Below are 17,144 nucleotides of genomic sequence, written 5' to 3' on the forward strand. Positions count from 1 at the left end.
CGCGGCCGCTACGGAACCTGCGCGGCCGCTACGGAACCTGCGCGGCCGCTACGGGAAAACCCACCACGGGCCAGAAGCCGCCGAAGCGTCAACGACGGCCGAAGCGCCGGCGCGGCACGGGCTGCTCGGACAGAGCCCCGGCGGCAACGACAGCGCGGCAGGCATCGTCCGGAAAACCCGGTGGGGGCGGCAGCCGTGGCGTCCGGAAGGTCTTCCGGGAGCGCTGCGCCCGATCCGGTGGCGGGTCGCTCGGAGCGCACCCACCGACGGAAAACGCAACGCGGGCCCGGTCGTAACGACCAGGCCCGCGCCGAGCGGGGATGCCGGGGATCAGTGCAGGGCGCTGCCCTTCTTGTACTGCTCCCAGCTCATGTTCCAGTCCGTCCAGCCGTTGCCGTTCTTCAGCTTCTCCTCGGTGCCGGACACCGTGATCACGTCACCCATCATGGTGCGCTTGAACAGCCACGCCCCCATGGCCTCGGAGACGTTGACGCAGCCGTGGGAGACGTTGGCGCGGCCCTGCACGCCCTCGGACCACGGGGCGGCGTGGATGAACTGGCCGCTCCAGGTGATCCGCTGGGCGTAGTCGATGTCGGTGCGGTAGCCGTTCTTCGGGTCGGTGTCGGTGGTGTCGAAGACGGTGTGCTCCTTCTTCTCGATCACCACCATGGTCCCGCTGGACGACGGCGTGCTCGGCTTGCCCAGGCTGACCGGCAGCGTCTTGATGGTCCGGCCGTCCTGCTTGACCGTCATCTTCTTGGTCTTGTTGGAGACCGTCATGATCAGCGAGCGGCCGATCTTCATGTCGACGCTGAGGTCCGAGCGGCCGTACCACCCGTCACCCATTTTCACGCCCTTGAGCTGGACCTTGTAGAAGACCTTCGAGTACGCCTTCCAGTACACCTTGGGCCGGTAGTGCACCTCGGTGGAGCTGACCCAGTGCCAGGTGCCAACCTGCGCGGGCGTGGCGGTGACCACCATCTTGCGCTCGACGTCGGCCCGGTACTTCTCCGGGATCGAGCGGCTGAACTTGATGATCAGGGGCATGCCGACCCCGACGGTGTTCCCGTCGCCGAGGAAGCTGGTGACGCGGACCAGCTTCGCCGGCTTCTTCATCGTGGTGAAGGTGCTGGTGACCGTGTTGTTCTTGCCCTCGGTCGCGGGGGTGGTGACGGTCACCGTGTACCTGCTGCCCCAGTCCATCGACTCGCTGGGGTGCCAGACGTTGTCGTCCTTGTCGACGGTGCCCTTGACCTCTTCGCCCTTGGCGTCGGTCACCTTGACGGTGGTGTTCTCCGGGTCCTCGCTGGTGTATTTCACGTCGGACCAGGCCTCGACGCCGGTGGCGGCGGCCTTCGGCGAGGTCACCGCGACGGTGCTCAGCGTCGGCTCGGGCGACGGGGACTCGGACACGGGGGCGCCGGCCGCGTTGCCGCTGCCGTTGCCGCCCTGCCAGCTCGGCGACTTGCTGCCGCTGCACGCGGCGGTGAACAGCAGGCTGCCCGCCAGCAGCGCGACGAGGGTCGCGCGCACCCGGCGACCGCTGCCGGCCGGCTGGCTCAACCCCGCCGACCGAACTCCATCCATTTCCATGGTCCCCTCACGGCGTCGTTTCTCCCCGGCGCCCAATACTGCTCCATGAAAGCCAGTTGACCAATCCCGGTTTCGTGCCGGAGCTCACCGGTTGCCCGGTCGGCACGGCCCGGCGAACGCGGGGCCGCGCCGGGCCGGGCGCCGGTCAGCCGAGGTCCGCCGGCACCGGCAGCGCGCTGCCCGCGGCGAACTTTTCCCAGCTCACGTCCCACGGCGTCCAGCCGTTGCCGTAGTCCAGCTTGTCCTCGGTGCCCTTCACCGTGACCGGGTCCCCGACCAGGGTGCGGTCGAACAGCCACCTGGCGTTCGACGGCGACACGTTGACACATCCGTGCGACACGTTCCGGTGACCTTGCGCATAGGTGGACCAGGGTGCGGAGTGGATGTACTGCCCGCTCCAGGTCAGCCGCTGCGCGTAGTCGATCGGGGTCTTGTAGCCGTTCACCGGGTCGGTGTCGGTGGTGTCGAAGACGGTGTGCGCCATCTTCTCGATGATCACCATCGTGCCGCTGGAGGACGGGGTGCTCTTCTTGCCCAGGCTGACCGGCATGGTCTTGACCACCTTGCCGTTCTTCACCACGGTCATCTTCTTGCTGGCGTTGTCCACCTTCATCTCGAGCCTGCGCCCGATCTTGGCGGTGGCCGAGCGGTCCCGGTCGCCGTGGTAGCCCTTGCCGGTCGGCAGGCCGCCGACCGCGATCCGCACGGTCAGCACGGTGCCCGGCTGCCAGAACTGCGGCGCCCGGTAGTACGCCTGGGTGCCGCTGGACGTCCACGACCAGGTGCCCGGCTGGGCCGGTGAGGTCTCCACGAACATCCGCTTCTGCACGGCGGCGCGGTCGGCCTTCCGGATGCCCGGGTTGAACTCGACGACGACCGGCATGGCCACGCCGTACGTGTGGTCGTCGAACAGGTAGAGCCCGGTGCCGGTCCGCCGGCCGGGGGCGCCCATCGTGGTGAACGTCGTCCGCGCCGTCGTGGTGGAGCCGTCGGCGGCGGTGGCGGTCACCTCCGCGGCGTACTTCTCCTTGGTCTTGAGGGTCTTGGCCGGCACCCACGCCGAGCCGTCCGCGCGCAGCTTGCCGGAGACGGCCTTGCCCCGGCTGTCGGTGAGTTTGACCGAGGTCACCTCGCCGTTGCTGACCTTGACCCCGATCTCGGCGCTGACCGGCACGTTCTTCTTGCCGGCGGCGGGGGTGACCGACAGCGTGGCCGGGCCGGCGCCGGTGGTGGTGCTCTCGGTGACCGGGGACGCGCCCGAGGCCGCTGAGGCGGACGGGGCGGCGCCGGCGGCCAGGGCCGGGTCGGCGAGCGCCGGCTTCCGGTCGTCACCGCAGGCCGCGAGCGGCACGGTCACGGCCAACGCCAGCAGTGTCGCCACACAGCGGCGGAAGTCAACCATCGTCGTGCCCCGTTCTGGAGTTCTCGGCGCAGACATACTGCCGCATGGGCGCAAGTCATGGGTCCCCCTTACGGAGGGAAGCGGGCGATTTCGAGGATCTCCCGAGCCCGTGCTACCGTTTTCGTCGTTGCCAGGCGTCGCTAGCTCAACTGGCAGAGCAGCGGACTCTTAATCCGCGGGTTGTAGGTTCGAGTCCTACGCGACGCACCACAGGAGCGAAGGCCGCGCGACACCACCGGTGTCACGCGGCCTTCGTCGTGTTCGCCGGGTTAGGGTGGCGCGTGCCCTCCGACGCCACGCTCACCCTCGACGACCTCGACGCCATCGCCCACCGGGCGGCCGGGCTGGACGACCCGTCCCCGGTCGTCGCCGAGCTGGTCGCCGCGGTCGAGCAGGGCCGGCTCGCCGAGCCGGCCGACGCGGCACACGCGTTCCTGCTGGCCTCGGAGATCACCGAGCGCGCCGGCGATCTCCCGGCGGCGCTGGGTCTGGCGGAACGCGCGGCGGCGGCGCCGGGCGCGGACGGCTTCGTCCGCGCCGGTCACGCCGAGCTGCTGGTCAGGTCCGGGCACGCGGAACAGGGTCGGGCGGTCTTCGCCGATGTGCGCCCGGAGCTGCTGCAGGACCCGCTCGCCGCGTCGTACCTGTCGGAGTCCCTGGAGGCGGCCGGGCTGGCCGGCGTGGCCGAGGAGTGGCTCTCCGCCGCGGTGCGCACGCTGCTGTCCGGCGACCAGCCGGTCCTGGACCGGGTGGAGGTGATGTTCGCGCTGGTGAAGGAGCGGCACCGGGTGCGTGAGGGCCTCGGGCTGGAGCACGACGAGCTGGACGACCTCTACCACGAGATGCAGGTCGCGGTGGACACGCCGGATCCGGACGAGGGCCGGGCGCTGCTGTTCTGGCCGGAGGCGGAGCTGGCCGCGCTGCTGGCCCGCTGGCCCGGGCAGGCCGAGACGTACGGGTCGGACTGGGACGAGCACCGCGCCGGGCTGGAGCGGACCCTGGCCGGCTGGTCCGGCTCCGGGGTGGTCCGGCTGGGCCTGTTCGTGGGATCGGTGGACGGCCTGCTCGCCTTCGCCGCCGAGGAGGGCGTGGATCCGGCGGACCCGCAGGCGCACCTGGAGTACGCCGACGTGGTCGGGGAGACCGCCGGCGCGGTCGAGTGGCCGCCGCAGCGCAACGCCCCGTGCTGGTGCGGCTCCGGCGTCAAGTACAAGAAGTGCTGCCTGCCCCGCTCCCGGGGCTGATTCCGCGGGTGTGCTAACGTTCTTCCTCGTTGGCAGGCGCTGCTAGCTCAACTGGCAGAGCAGCGGACTCTTAATCCGCGGGTTGTAGGTTCGAGTCCTACGCGGCGCACCACAGAGAAGGGCCCCGATCCGGGGCCCTTCTGCTTTTCACCCGGCGTGGCCGTCGACCAGGACCCGGTCCAGCGGGTTGAGGCAGATCACCGCCACCCGGCTGCAGAAGTCCGCGCACTCGGCGTCGTGCCGGGCCAGCCAGGCCGCGGCGGCCAGGGTCTCGCCGCACATCGCCGCGGTGTACTCGCCCGGCCGGGCCGGCTCGGGCCACCCGTCGATCGCCACGGTGAGGTCGGATTGCGTCATTGCAGTCACACTCCCGGTCGTTGTCCGATGCCGGTCGCGCCGGGCAGAGGCGGTCCGGCCGCCACCGCCCGGCAACCCTGCCCGGCGCGACTCGCATCGAAGTACGCCTACCGCCGGTGAACAGTTCACCGATCGGCGGACCGGGGTCAGCCGGCGGCGAGGGCGAAGGCCAGCATCCCGGTCGCGGTGAAGTCGATCGACGGCTCGTTGGTGGCGGAGATCCGCATGTCGTCCAGGTACTGCGCGTCCGGCCGGTCGAACCGGGTGTAGGCGCCGGCCGAGCACAGCGTGCGCGCCTGCGCCAGCTCCAGCGACTCGACCCGCTCGGCGGTGTTCGGGCCGTTCACCACGGCGCCGGTCATCGGGGTACGGGTGAGCGTCGCGATCTGGTCGTGCGGGCATCGCGGGTACGCGTCGCCCGCCCCGATGACCAGCGACATCCCCCAGCCGTTGGCGCCGAGCACCACCGCGCGCTGGGCGGTGGCGAACGCCGCGTACCGGTCGTCGCCGGTCATCCGCCGGTAGAGCGCGGCGGTGGCGGCCCAGCCCAGTTGCCGGGCCGCGTAGTCCGCTCCGCCGCTGCCGGAGGCCGCGCCCATCGGATCGGCGGCGGCCGCCTCGACCGCCCCGTTCAGGCGGCCGCGCAGGTCGTCGACCAGCTCGCCGGCCGGGGCCAGCCGGTACAGCTCGGCGTCGGCGAGCGGGGTGACGTCGTACACGCTCAGCCCGTCGTCGCCACCGGCGGCGGCGTCCGCCCAGCGCTCCGCCTGGTCCACCCACTCGGCGGCGCGCGGGTCGTCGAGCGCCTTGCCGGCCAGGGCCAGCTCGGCCGCGCCCAGCGCCAGATCGTCGGCCCAGCTCCGCTCCGGGTAGAAGGCGTGCGGCACGGTCGTGACCAGGTCGCCGGCGCTGATGTCGGCCTGCCCGAAGATCCGGGCGGCGGTGTCCAGGCGGGTGTGCGCGCGGCCGGGGTCGTCGGCGGCGTCCAGCTGGGCGGCCAGCGCGAAGGCGGCGGCCACCCGGCCGGCCAGGTTGGGGCTGATCGGCTCGCCCGGCTCGGCGGCCCGGAAGACCGGCCGGTACCGCTGGTAGTAGCGGCGGTCGCCGGGCTGCACCACCAGCGCGTCGTCGTCCTGCGGCAGCCGCCAGCTGTCGTGATCGCCCAGGAAGTGATCGTTTCCGGCCACTCCGACCTGGGTGTACAGCACGCCGTCGCGGTACATCTTGGTCAGCCACGCCAGACCGTGATCGATCTCCGCGGCCAGGGTCGCGGGCGCCGGGCCGTCCCGCCGCACCAGCTGCAGGAGGATCAGGGCGTACGCCGTGGTGTGGGTGAACTTGAGGTAGTCGCCGGCGTCGTACCAGCCGCCCTCCACGTCGATCGTCGTGCCGGTGGACTCCAGGGAGGTGTCCTCGTCGGCCGGGGTCTCGTAGACCGTCGCGGCCCGGTCGGCCAGGTGCGCCGGGGAGCGCCGCCACGGGCCGTCGACCTGGCCGGCGCCGTCGCGGTGGGCCTGGAAGTAGCGCACCGCGTCGGCCAGCAGCGGCGTGTACAGCGCCGGCGCGGTGTCGATCCGGAACGGCGGCGATTCCGCGCGGACGCGGTCGTCGACGCGTACCCGATAGGTGCCCGGCGTCCGCAGGTCGCTGAGGTCCAGGGGGTGGACCGCGCGGTAGTGCGCATTCCAGGCGCCCCGGCCGGGGCCGGCGGCGACCGTGCGGACCGCGCGCCCGCGCTCGTCCACCACGGTGGCCTTCGCGCCGGTGACGTCGGCCGGCGCCAGCAGCATCGCGACCTTGCTCTCCCCGGTGGCCCAGCCGACCTGATCGAGGCGGACCAGCGCGGCCGGCCGCACCGGGCGCGGCGCCGGCCGCGGCGCCTCGCACGACGTGGTCACGAGCAGGAGCAGGATCAACGGTACGCAGCGCAGGGGTGATCTCACGAGGCGCAAGCCTCACCGAGCCCCGATTCGACCGGCCGCACCCGGTGTGCGCCGAAGATCTGACAGTTCGCTGTGAGCGGGCGTTCGGCGCGGGGTCGTATCGTCGGCGTCATGACCCGCGTCCTGCTGATCTCGGGGAGTACTCGCGAGGGCTCGCTGCACACCGCGGCCCTGCGCACCGCGGCCCGGTTCGCCCCGCCGGAGGTCGATGCCACGCTGTATGCGCAGCTGGCCGGCCTGCCCGCGTTCGTGCCGGGGGAGCCGGCGCCTCCGGAGCCGGTGACCGAGCTGCGCCGCCGGGTGGTCGCCGCCGACGCGCTGCTGCTGTGCACCCCGGAGTACGCCGGATCGCTGCCGGGCAGCCTGAAGAACCTGCTCGACTGGCTGGTCGACGGCGGCGAGCTGACCGGCCGGGCGGCGGCCTGGCTGTCGGTGGCGGCGCCGGGCCGGGACGAGGGGGCCCGGGCCGGGCTGGAGTCGGCGCTCGAGCACGGCGGCGCGCGCCTGCTGCGGGCCGCCTGCGTGCGGGTGCCGCTGGACATCCGCTCCGTCGACGAGCACGGGCTGGTCGCCGATCCGCGGTTGCACACCGCGCTGGGCGACATGCTGCGGGCGCTGGTCCGCTGGTCGGCGCCGGAGCCTCGCCGGGAGCCGTCCTGGCAGGTGCAGTCCAGCCTCTACCCGGTGATCACCGGATCGGACGCGCCCGGCTTCGGCCGCCGACCGGATTTCCGCGGGCGACCGGACCTCGGCGGTGGGCCGGATTTCGGCGGTCGGCCCGACTTCGGCGGTCGGCCGGATTTCGGCGGGCCGCCGGATTTCGGCGGTCGGCCGGGCTGATCCGGTGCGGGCGCCGGGTGTCGTGGGCCGGCGGCGCGGGAGCGGCCCGACCGCGCGTCGGGGGTCAGCCGTCGCTGAGACGATCTTTAAAAGAACCTCAAGTCCCGGACCGGATCCGCCAGTCGTGGCGCATAGTGGACACCCGAGCCGCTCCCGGAAGGGAAACCGTCACTGTGGCCAGCGCCGACCCGTTGCACCCCCGTATCGTTGCGATCACTCAAAGTACCTTCGTCGGGTCGGAGCGCCCGGTCCGCCCCGCACCGCGCCGGCCCCGCCTGCCGGTGCGCCCGCCGCGCTCGCCGCGCCGCTGCGGCGGCTGACGGGCGGCTCACCCGCCGGAGCGACCCTGCGCGAACACGGGTGGCACGCCGTGCGGCGAACGAGCGATCTGCGCGTTCTGCCCCCGGATAGCCGGTATTGTCGGCAGTCGATACCGATCCACGGAGGGAACGATGACGCAGGAGATCGTCGACCTGGGCGACCCGGCATTCCAGGCGGACCCGCACCCGGCGTACGCGTCCTGGCGCCGCACCGGGCCGGTCCGCCGCGCCCGGCTCCCCAGTGGCCTGCCGGCCTGGGTGATCACCCGCTACGACGACGCCCGGCGGGCGCTGGCCGACCCGCGACTGTCCAAACGGTCGTACCCGATGGGGTCCGGCCTGGCCACCGGCCAGGGGCGCGCCGCGACCGGAGCGCCCGCCGTGGGCGGCTCCCGGACGGCCGGCGCCGCGTCGGCCGGCGACCTGGCGCCCGGGATCGGCGCCGCGATCTCCCAGCACATGCTGGCGGTCGACCCGCCGGACCACACCCGGCTGCGCCGCCTGGTCTCGGCCGCCTTCACCGCCCGCCGGATCGAGGCGCTGCGCCCGCGCATCGAGCAGATCGCCACCGAGCTGCTGGACGCGATCGACGGCGAGACCGAGGCCGACCTGATCGACGCGTTCGCCTTCCCGCTGCCCATCCAGGTGATCTGCGAGCTGCTCGGGGTGCCGGTCGAGGACCGCGACGACTTCCGCGACTGGTCGAACGCGGTGGTGGCCGGCTCGCAGGCGGGCCCGCGGCTGGCCCCGGCGATCGAGGCGATGGTCCGGTACATCCACGCCCTGATCGCCGAGCGCCGCGCCGAGCCGGGCGACGACCTGCTGTCCGGGCTGATCCAGGTGCGCGACGCGCGGGACCGGCTGACCGAGCAGGAGCTGTCCTCGATGGTCTTCCTGCTGCTGGTGGCCGGGCACGAGACCACCGTCAACCTGATCGGCAACGGCGTCTACCTGCTGTTGCGCGACCGTGCGGGGTGGGAGCGGTTGCGCGCGGACCGCGCGCTGCTGCCGGGCGCGATCGAGGAGTTCCTCCGGTATGAGGGTCCGGTGGAGACGGCCACCTTCCGGATCGCCACCGAGGACGTGGAGATCGGCGGCGTGACCATCCCGGCCGGCGACCCGGTGGTGGTCGTGCTGCTGTCCGCCAACCGGGACGCCGACCACTTCCCGCACGCCGACGAGCTGCGCCTGGACCGGCCACCCGCGCACCACCTGGCGTTCGGGCACGGCATCCACTACTGCCTGGGCGCCCCGCTGGCCCGGCTGGAGGCGCAGATCGCGTTCACCGCGCTGCTGGACCGGCACCCGGACCTGCGGCTCGGCGTCCCGGTGCACCAGCTGCGCTGGCGGCCCGGCCTGGTGGTGCGCGGCCTGGAGCGGTTGCCGGTCGTTCTGTGAAAGCGGCATGATGTCGGCCGTGTCCGACCGCCATGATCCACGACCGTCCGCCCCGCACTGGCCCACGGCGGTGCTGCCGACGGTGGCCGAGCGCAGCCGGGAGCAGGTGGCCGGCCGGCGCCGGCGGATCGTGCTCGGCTCGGCCGGCGCCTTCCTGGCGCTGTCGATCGGCTACTGGGCGGTGTCCGACCCGGACGACGACACCCCGGCGCCGGCCGCCGCCCCGGTGACCGCCTCCGCTGCGGCGCCCGTCGTGACCACCACCGAGCCGGAGGCGACCGCCGAGGCCACCACCACGTCACCGGCCGCCCCGCCAGCGGCCACCGCTGAGCCGGTCGCCACCCGGCAGGTCCGGCCCGGCGCCCTGCTCGCCCAGATGCAGCGCGAGATCAACCTGCTGGTCCGGCGCGAGCAGCTGGAGCGCGACGACGCCGAGTCGCTGACCAAGCGGCTGCGCAGGGTGGCCGAGCAGCTGCGCCGGAACGAGCCGGAGGCAGCCGCGCGCCGGCTCAAGGACTTCGCCAAGAAACTGGTCGGCCTGCACCGGGACGGCGACATCAGCCAGGACGGGTTCGACGCCCTGGCCCGTGGCGCCGGCCTGCTGGCGCGGCAACTCCCGCCGCTGTGACGGTCGCCGCGGCGGCGCCGGCCGCCAGACCGGCTCGGCCCGGCCACGCCCGGGCGACGGCTGTCCCGCCGGGCCGGCGCCGCGGCGGGACCACCGCGCCTCACCCGGCGAGCCGGCCGATCGCCGCCTCCACCCCCGCGACCCGGTCGGCCACCAGCGCCACCGCGCCCGCCGCGCGCACCATCGGATCCGCGTCGGTCCCGCCCAGCGCCTGCTCGCGCAGGTAACCGGCCTTGACCTCGGCCCACCGTGCGGCCCGTGCCGGATCCAGCCGGCCGCGGATCTCGGCCAGTTTCAGCAGGTTCGCCTCCGCGCCGCCGGTCAGGGTCTGCGCCTCGCCCCGGTAGTGGTCGTCGAGCACCCGCTCCAGCTCGTCGTCGTTCATCGCCGGCACGATGCGCTCGGCGAGCTTGTTCATGTCGCGATAGGAACCCTGCAGCTGGAACGGCGGTTCGGTGCGGCTCGCGCCGGCCTGCGCCGCCGACGCGATGTACGCCTGATTGACCCGCAGCACCACCCGCTGCACCCGCCGCATCCGGCGCAGCACGGCGAGGATCTGCTCCAGCTCGGCCGCCGTATACGGGTACGACAACCGGTCCGCCCGAGCCGTCTCGTCACCGTCGGCCAGCCGCAGCAGCAGCGGCAGGTCCCCGGCGTCGCGCGCGGCCAGTGGCGCCAGCACGGTGTTCGAGGTCAGCGCGTTCTCCAGATAGGACAGCGCGAACAGGTCCTCGCGGCCGGCCAGCACGTCGCCCAGGTTCCACACGTCGGCCCGGTTGGCGAGCATGTCCGGGATCCGGAACCGCCGCCCGCTCCCGGTGTACGGGTTGCCCGCCATGCACACCGCGAACCGCTTGCCCCGCAGGTCGTACGTGCGGGTCCGGCCGTTCCAGACGCCCTCCATCCGGCGCTGCGCGTCGCACAGCGAGATGAACTTCTGCAGCAGCTCGGGGTTGGTGTGCTGGATGTCGTCGAGGTGGAGCAGCACGTTGGTGCCCATCTCGAGGGCCAGCGAGATCTTCTCCACCTCCTGCCGCGCGGTGGCGTCCGGGGCGTCGGCCGGGTCCAGCGAGGTGACGCCGTGCCCCAGCGCCGGCCCGTTGACCTTGACGAAGACCAGGCCGAGCCGGTCCGCGACGTACTCCATCAGCGTGGTCTTGCCGTAGCCGGGCGGGGAGATCAGCAGCAGCAGTCCCGACCGGTCGGTCCGCTTGTCGTCGCCGGCCGCGCCCAGCTGCCGGGCCAGGTTGTCGCCGATCAGCGGCAGGTAGACCTCGTCGAGCAGCCGGTTGCGCACGAACGTGGTCAGCACCCGCGGCCGGAACTCGTCCAGCCGCAGCCGGTCGCGTTCGGCGGCGGCCAGCGCGGCCCGCTGCCTCTGGTACGCCCGGTAGGCGGGCATCCGGACGGTCCGGAACTCGGCGGCCCGCGGCAGCAGCTCGTCGATGCGGATGTCCAGGTGCCCGTCGGTGATCCGGGGGTGCACCCCGAGCAGCCCGGACACCGTCTCCCGGGTGGCCGCCGACACGTCGTAGCGGGTCAGCGCGGTCCCGGTGAGCTCGACGGCCACCGCCTCGTCCACATCGGATGCCCGGCCCGCGTCCGGCTCGGCCGCCAGGAACGCCGACAGCCAGGCGTGCGCCAGCTGACGCCGGGCCGCCGGGTCGGACTCCAGGGTCCGCAGATCGTCGGTGAATCGCGCGCCACCCGGCTTGCGGTGGAACCGGTCCAGCAGGGTGCGTGCGCCCGCGCTGGTGGCGAAGCCGTGCCCGGCGGCCAACTCCTCGACCAGGTACCCGCCGACCGGCGCGCCCGCCGCGGTGTCCAGCTCGGAGCGCAGCTCGTCCAGGGCCGGCCCGGCCGAGCCGAACAGCTCCCGGGCCCGGACCAGCGAGGAGGCCCGCAGGGACCAGAGCCGGCGCTGCTCGGGCGTGGTGCGCAGCGCCCAGAACAGCTGCGCCTCGGCCCGCATGGACGCGTCGAACCGCAGCAGCCCGGCCGCGGCGTGCAGGCGCAGCAGCGCGTCCAGGATCGTGGTGGCGTCGGCGTCATGCACGCCGCGCTCGTACCCCTCGTCGTACCGCTGCTCGGCGGCGCGGCGCACCAGGTCCCGCAACGTGCCGCCGACCTGGGCGGCGGCCGCGGCGGCCGGATCCTCGGCGAGGATCGCCGCGGCCAGATGCTCGGCCCGGTACAGGTCCCGGGACTCGGAGATCAGCGGCTGGTCCCAGAACCGGCGGGTCTGGGCGAAGGCCGGGTCGAGGACCGGCGCGCGGTAGTTGGTGCCGGTGATCGCGTACGCCAGGCCGCCGTCGTGCGGCACCAGGGTCAGGTCGATCGCCTGCTCGTTGACGGCGAAGGTGTGCCGGCCCAGCCGGATCCCGCCGTCCCCGAACAGGTCGAGCCGGTCCCGCAGCGCCCGGCCGGCCTCCTGGCGCGCCGCCTTGAGCCGCCCGTCGAGCTCCTCGGCGCGGACCGTGTCGCCACCGGCGCGCAGCTGCGCGGCGACCGACCCGACCTTGGCCACCATCGGATCGGTGGCGAAGTACGTGTTCACCTCGTCCGGGTCGCGCAGCGTGGTGATCCGGCGGTGCACCACGTCCAGGATCCGGCGGGCCGAGTCGGCCAGTCTGTCGGCGCGCCGGGCCCGCTCGTCGACCAGCGACTGGCGGCGGCCGGCGATCGCCTCGTACACCTCGGTGCGTTTGGCGGCCAGCCGCTCGCCCGCGTCGTCGACGTCGCCGAACCGGGTCTCCAGCGTCTCCACCTGCGCCATCAGCCGGGCCAGGTGCTCGTCGCAGCGCTGCGGGGTGTCCGCGGCCGCGAGCGCGGCGGCCACCGACTGGCCGAGGAGCGCGAATTCGGCGGCGAACGCGGCCCGGCCCTCGACCGCGGCCAGCTCGCGGCGGCGGCTCTCCAGGGTGGCCCGGGCCCGGTTCAGCCCGCCCAGCACCGCGCCGATGCGCTCCAGGACGGACACCCGCACGGTGGCGTCGGCGATCTCCAGCCCGCCGACCACCTCGGTGACCACCTGCAGGCCGTCGGACTGCTCGGTGATCCGGGCCGCGACCGGTTCCGCCTCGGCCACCGTGCCGATGCCGCTCGCCTGGGCGGTCAGCTCCTGCACCCCGGCCTGGTAGTCGGCGAACGCGTCCGGCCGGCGCAGGAACTCGACCGCCCGGCGGGCGGTCTCGTCGGTCGCGCGGACCAGCGCGTCGGTGATCCGGTCCAGCGCGGCGACGTCCGCGTAACGCATCTCCCGCAGGCCGGCGAGCTTTCCGCGCTCCCGGCGCAGCTCGGCGAGCCGGCTCACCCAGCCGCCGGTGGTGGCCGGCGCCTCCGACCCGGCGCGCCGGATCAGCGTGTCCGCGGCCGTCTCCGCCCTCGCCAGGGCCTGCGCCGCCTGCTCGGTCAGCGCCTGCACCGAGGCGAACTCGTCGAGCACCTGGACGGCCGTGGCGCGCACCTCGGCCAGCGGCGCGGCGAGGTTCTCCAACTCCGGATCGGCCAGCCAGTGGTAGGTGTCGAAGGCCCGGGTGCAGGCCGCGATGATCGCCTCGAAGACCGGCCCGGCGGCGGACATCTCGTCCACCATCCGGGTCACCGAGAGCGCGTCGGCGATGCCCCGGACCAGGTCGGCGTTGCCGATCCGGCCGAGCGGCCCGGTGGCGGCGGGCTGGGCGGCGGCGTGGGCGTCCGAGACGTACGGCGTCCGCCACATCTGCACCGGGTGCACGCGCGCCGGTTCGTCGCCGGGACTGCGCAACACCACCAGCGTGCCGTCATCGAAGATCGCGTAGCCGTGGCCCGCGATCGGCGTCGCCACCTCCTTGCGGATCACGTTGTACGGCAGCAGCAGGTACCGCCCGGACCCGGCGTCGTGGAAGACGTGCAGCACGTCCTCGCCGTTGACCGAGCGGATCACCCGCTCGAACGCCAGCCCGCTGGTGTCCTGGTCGAACGTCTTGGCCACCCCGGTGGACAGGTAGTACCCGCCGGGGAAGATGACGCCCTGGTCCTCGGGCAGCCGGCGGCACGCCTGGCCGATGCCGTCCAGCCGGCGCACGTCCCGGGTGCGGGTGTTGAACACCAGGTGCCGGTAGGTGGTCTCCTGGTACGGCAGCACGCGCAGCAGGATCAGCGGCCCGACCCGGGCGTACGCGATCTCCGCGTCCGCCAGGCTCTGCAGCGGCTCGTCCACCGGCTCGGAGAAGACGCCCTCGCCGTCCTCGGTGTTGTTCTCCACCTTGACGGTCAGGGTGCCGCCGACCGTCTCGACGAACACCTCGTCCTCGATCGACACGTGCGGGTGCCGGCCCGGCACGTGCTGCTCGCGGGTGGTCGGCGTCCAGGTGAAGTCGTGCGTGGGCGGGAGCACGTGGTCGCGATCCCCGCGCGCGTCCTGGTAGGTCACCGATCCGTCGAGGCCGACCCGCCAGCGCAGCACCTTGAGGTCGTCGGCGCGCGCGCCGGTCTGGAAGACGGCCAGCAGCAGCCCCTCGAGCCGGCGCAGCTGCCGCAGCCGGGTCTGCCGGTAGTAGCGGTACAGCTCGGCGAAGTCCCGGCGGAAGCCCGGGTCGTCCAGCAGCCCGGGCGCCTGCGCCGGCTGGAGGTCGCGGTCCACCACGGTGAACACGTCCTCGACCGAGGTCTCGGCCTTCATCCCGAGGAACGCGTTCGCCCCGAACAGCAGCGCCTCGCCGGCCGGTGCGATGTCGGCCGGGACGCTGCTGTTGGCGGTCCGGATCCGGTCGGCGCCCAGCAACTCGGTCTGCTGGGCGCCGAAGGCCTCGACCCGGCGGTCGTTCAGCGTCTCGGCCCGCGCGGCCAGTTCCCGCGCCTTGGCGCCGAGCCGGGTCCGCAGCACCTCATAGGTGCCCGCGTCGATGGTCACTCAGCCCGGTCCTTCCGGACGGAGTTGGCCACCGCCGCCGCCACGCTGAGGTTGGCGACGTCCGCGGTGGAGACCGCACCGGCCACCTTGCGCAGGTCCTCGGCGAGGTCGCCGTCGCCGCCGAGGTAGCGGGCGCCGACGGTCTGCGCCACCGAGCTGTGCTCGACGAACCCGTCGATGCTCTTGCCCAGCGCGATCGAGCCGACCAGCTTGTCGAAGAAGACCGAGTCGCCGCCGACGATGTCGATGTCCGCCTTCTCCAGCCCGGCCGCGAGCACCAAGGCCTGCGCCTCGGCGATCTCCTTGTGCACGTTGATGCCGGCCAGCCGGATCTCCTTCTCGGTCTCCAGCCGCAGGCGGTACTCCTCGTGCGCCCGGGTGACGTCGTCGAGCGTGGCCATCGCGCCGGCCTTCTGCTGCAGACCCTCGGCCTCGCCCTTCAGCCTCTCCTTGATCGCCTCGGCGGCGACCAGCGCCTTCTCCCGCTCCACGGCGGCCTCGGCGCGACCGGTCTTCTCGATCACCTCGGCGTCACGCTCGCGGACCTGGACGTCGGCCAGGCCGGCCGCGGCCGCCTCCGCCTGCAGACCCTCGGCCAGCCGGATCTTGGCGCGGGCGTCCAGCTCCGCCGACTGCTGCCGGGCCTCGGCCAGCAGCAGCTGCTCACGGGCCTTGAACTGGGCCGCGGCCTCCGCGGCCTCCGCCGCCTTGATGTCCTTGACCAGGGCCTCCTGCGCCTGCGCCTCGGCCTGGATGACGACCGCCTGGCGGGTCCGCTCGGCCTCCTCGACGGTGCGCAGGCGCTTGATGTTCTCCTCCTGCTCGGCGACCGTCTTCTCCACCACGATCCGCTCCCGGATCACCTCGGCCATCGACCGCTTCTCGGTCTCGACCTCCTTGTCCTTGGCGATGGTGGACAGCTCGGTCTCCCGCTCGCGGCCGATCACCTCCAGCATCCGGTCCTTCTCGATGCGCTCGGTCTCGATCGCGATGACCCGCTCGCGGTTCTTCTCGGCGACCGCGATCTCCCGGTTCTTGTTCTCCTGCTGCACGCCGAGCTGCTGCTCGGTGCGCAGCCGGGCGGCCTCGGCACGCAGCGTCTCCTCCGCCCGGGCCAGCGCGATCTCGGCCTCCTCGCGGGCCCGGACGGTCTCGATCTCCCGCCGCTGCTTGATCTCCGCGTCCGCCTTGCGGCGCTCCAGTTCGAGGATCGCCTCGCGGGCGTCCACGTCCTGCCGGGTGATCTCCTTCTCCTCGTTGCGCCGGAAGTCGTTGGTGCGCACCGCCTCGATCGCGGTCAGCTCGGTGATCTTCCGGATGCCCTGGGCGTCCAGGATGTTCTTCGGGTCCAGCGAGGTGAGCGGGGTCTGTTCGAGGAAGTCGATGGCCGCGTCCTCGAGGCTGTAGCCGTTCAGATCGGTGCCGATCACCTCGATGATCTGGTCCCGGAAGTCGTTGCGCTTGGTGTAGAGGTCGACGAAATCGAGCTGCTTGCCGACGGTCTTGAGCGCCTCGGAGAACTTCGCGTTGAACAGCTCCTGCAGCGTCGACTCGTTGCTGGCCCGGCTGGTGCCGATCGCCTGCGCCACCTTGATCACGTCTTCGGTGGTCTTGTTGACCCGGACGAAGAAGGTGATCCGGATGTCGGCGCGGATGTTGTCCCGGCAGATCAGGCCCTCCCGGCCGGTGCGGGAGATCTCGATCGTCTTCACCGAGATGTCCATGACCTCGGCCTTGTGCAGGACGGGCAGCACCACCGCGCCGGTGAAGGTGACGTCCACCCGGCGCACCTTGCTGACGATCAGCGCCTTGCCCTGCTCCACCTTCCGGAACATCCGGCTGAGGAAGAACAGCACGCCGATCACGACGAGTACGACGACGGCGATGAGCACACCGAGACCGGTGGAGACAACGTCCATCAAAGGCCTTTCCTGGCGATGTCGGCGGGAACGACCCAGAAGAACTCGCCCTCCGGGTCGGTGTCGTAGATGAGGGCGACGGTGCCGGCGGTCAGCCGGTCGGCGCCGGCCTGGCGGACCTGGACGATCGCCGAGGAGCCGTCCGGGGCGCGGACCTCGGCCTGGCCGAACGTCGTGGTCACCCGCCCGGTGCGGATGACGCAGGTGAGACCGACGAAGTCCGCGCGGGAGGCGTCCGGCCCGGTGGGCAGCAGCCGGCGCAGCGGGATCGCGACCAGCCGGGTGACGGCCGCGGCGGCCACCAGGGCGGCGACCGGGATCACGCCGAGCGGGACCGCCCCGTGCCACTGCGCGCCGGCCAGCGTCCCGAACCAGGCCAGCGCCACCAGCAGCGACACGAAGACCGGCGCCGGAATCCCGAGCAGCGCGCCGGCCTCGCTTCCGGCCTCCGGGTCGGCGCCGCCGGCGATCACCACGATCCAGTACCCGACGACCAGGATCAGCAGCGGCGTCAGCAGGACGGTCGGGAAGCTCAGCGCAGCCTCGATGAATCCGTTCCCCATGAGCCCGTCCCGTCCTCCCGGTAGCGGCCCACAGGGTGACAGC

Annotated in this window: 11 protein-coding genes and 2 tRNA genes; 6 read left to right on the forward strand and 7 right to left on the reverse strand. The window is 73.0% G+C overall.

Translation table 11 applies throughout. From position 1 onward, the window contains the following. Positions 1–330: 330 nt before the first annotated feature. Both ACTEI_RS05140 and ACTEI_RS05145 read right to left on the reverse strand, forming a co-directional pair. On the reverse strand, positions 331–1,587 hold the full coding sequence (locus ACTEI_RS05140; RefSeq protein ID WP_122976595.1) for a L,D-transpeptidase: 1,257 nt from the start codon (positions 1,585–1,587) through the stop codon (positions 331–333). 151 nt (positions 1,588–1,738) lie between these two features. Next, entirely contained in the window at positions 1,739–2,995 is a 1,257-nt protein-coding gene (locus ACTEI_RS05145) for a L,D-transpeptidase (protein ID WP_122976596.1), read from the reverse strand. 134 nt (positions 2,996–3,129) lie between these two features. Here ACTEI_RS05145 and ACTEI_RS05150 point away from each other — a divergent pair. From ACTEI_RS05150 to ACTEI_RS05160, 3 genes are all read left to right on the forward strand, one after another. Continuing rightward, a tRNA-Lys gene (locus ACTEI_RS05150) sits at positions 3,130–3,205 on the forward strand. Between the two features lie 71 nt (positions 3,206–3,276). Further along, complete coding sequence (locus ACTEI_RS05155; protein ID WP_122976597.1) at positions 3,277–4,239, forward strand: SEC-C domain-containing protein; 963 nt, start codon at positions 3,277–3,279, stop codon at positions 4,237–4,239. Between the two features lie 36 nt (positions 4,240–4,275). Beyond that, positions 4,276–4,351: transfer RNA gene (locus ACTEI_RS05160), tRNA-Lys, on the forward strand. 35 nt (positions 4,352–4,386) lie between these two features. Here ACTEI_RS05160 and ACTEI_RS05165 read toward each other — a convergent pair. Continuing rightward, on the reverse strand, positions 4,387–4,596 hold the full coding sequence (locus tag ACTEI_RS05165) for a hypothetical protein (protein WP_122976598.1): 210 nt from the start codon (positions 4,594–4,596) through the stop codon (positions 4,387–4,389). A gap of 146 nt (positions 4,597–4,742) precedes the next feature. Next, positions 4,743–6,539: a glycoside hydrolase family 9 protein gene (locus tag ACTEI_RS05170; protein WP_164465848.1), complete on the reverse strand. Its 1,797-nt coding sequence runs from the start codon at positions 6,537–6,539 to the stop codon at positions 4,743–4,745. Positions 6,540–6,650: 111 nt separating this feature from the next. Here ACTEI_RS05170 and ACTEI_RS05175 point away from each other — a divergent pair, with 111 nt between their 5' ends. From ACTEI_RS05175 to ACTEI_RS05185, 3 genes are all read left to right on the forward strand, one after another. After that, positions 6,651–7,379 (forward strand): NADPH-dependent FMN reductase, encoded by a 729-nt coding sequence (locus ACTEI_RS05175; RefSeq protein WP_122976600.1) that lies wholly within the window; start codon positions 6,651–6,653, stop codon positions 7,377–7,379. Between the two features lie 452 nt (positions 7,380–7,831). After that, positions 7,832–9,097, forward strand: a complete 1,266-nt coding sequence (locus ACTEI_RS05180; RefSeq protein ID WP_122976601.1) for a cytochrome P450 family protein — start codon at positions 7,832–7,834, stop codon at positions 9,095–9,097. A gap of 19 nt (positions 9,098–9,116) precedes the next feature. Next, the gene (locus tag ACTEI_RS05185; RefSeq protein WP_145831099.1) at positions 9,117–9,725 is read left to right on the forward strand and encodes an FIMAH domain-containing protein; all 609 of its coding nucleotides are present in this window, start codon (positions 9,117–9,119) and stop codon (positions 9,723–9,725) included. Between the two features lie 100 nt (positions 9,726–9,825). Here the strand turns inward: ACTEI_RS05185 and ACTEI_RS05190 are convergent, their stop codons facing one another. From ACTEI_RS05190 to ACTEI_RS05200, 3 genes are read right to left on the reverse strand one after another with little or no spacing between them, the layout of a single operon-like run. Continuing rightward, entirely contained in the window at positions 9,826–14,619 is a 4,794-nt protein-coding gene (locus ACTEI_RS05190) for a DNA repair ATPase (protein WP_122976603.1), read from the reverse strand. Continuing rightward, entirely contained in the window at positions 14,616–16,538 is a 1,923-nt protein-coding gene (locus tag ACTEI_RS05195) for a flotillin family protein (protein WP_122976604.1), read from the reverse strand. The genes ACTEI_RS05190 and ACTEI_RS05195 overlap by 4 nt, the downstream gene beginning before the upstream one ends. After that, positions 16,538–17,101: a hypothetical protein gene (locus tag ACTEI_RS05200; RefSeq protein WP_122976605.1), complete on the reverse strand. Its 564-nt coding sequence runs from the start codon at positions 17,099–17,101 to the stop codon at positions 16,538–16,540. Before ACTEI_RS05200 ends, ACTEI_RS05195 begins: the two co-directional genes overlap by 1 nt. Between the last annotated feature and the right edge of the window lie 43 nt (positions 17,102–17,144).

Source organism: Actinoplanes teichomyceticus ATCC 31121, assembly GCF_003711105.1.
GTDB lineage: Bacteria > Actinomycetota > Actinomycetes > Mycobacteriales > Micromonosporaceae > Actinoplanes > Actinoplanes teichomyceticus.

Excerpts from the sequence above, each read along its gene's own strand:
- ACTEI_RS05140 (WP_122976595.1), bottom strand. The coding sequence starts at position 1,587 with ATGGATGGAGTTCGGTCGGCGGGGTTGAGCCAGCCGGCCGGCAGCGGT.
- ACTEI_RS05145 (WP_122976596.1), bottom strand. The coding sequence starts at position 2,995 with ATGGTTGACTTCCGCCGCTGTGTGGCGACACTGCTGGCGTTGGCCGTG.
- ACTEI_RS05165 (WP_122976598.1), bottom strand. The coding sequence starts at position 4,596 with ATGACGCAATCCGACCTCACCGTGGCGATCGACGGGTGGCCCGAGCCG.
- ACTEI_RS05175 (WP_122976600.1), top strand. The coding sequence starts at position 6,651 with ATGACCCGCGTCCTGCTGATCTCGGGGAGTACTCGCGAGGGCTCGCTG.
- ACTEI_RS05180 (WP_122976601.1), top strand. The coding sequence starts at position 7,832 with ATGACGCAGGAGATCGTCGACCTGGGCGACCCGGCATTCCAGGCGGAC.
- ACTEI_RS05195 (WP_122976604.1), bottom strand. The coding sequence starts at position 16,538 with ATGGACGTTGTCTCCACCGGTCTCGGTGTGCTCATCGCCGTCGTCGTA.
- ACTEI_RS05200 (WP_122976605.1), bottom strand. The coding sequence starts at position 17,101 with ATGGGGAACGGATTCATCGAGGCTGCGCTGAGCTTCCCGACCGTCCTG.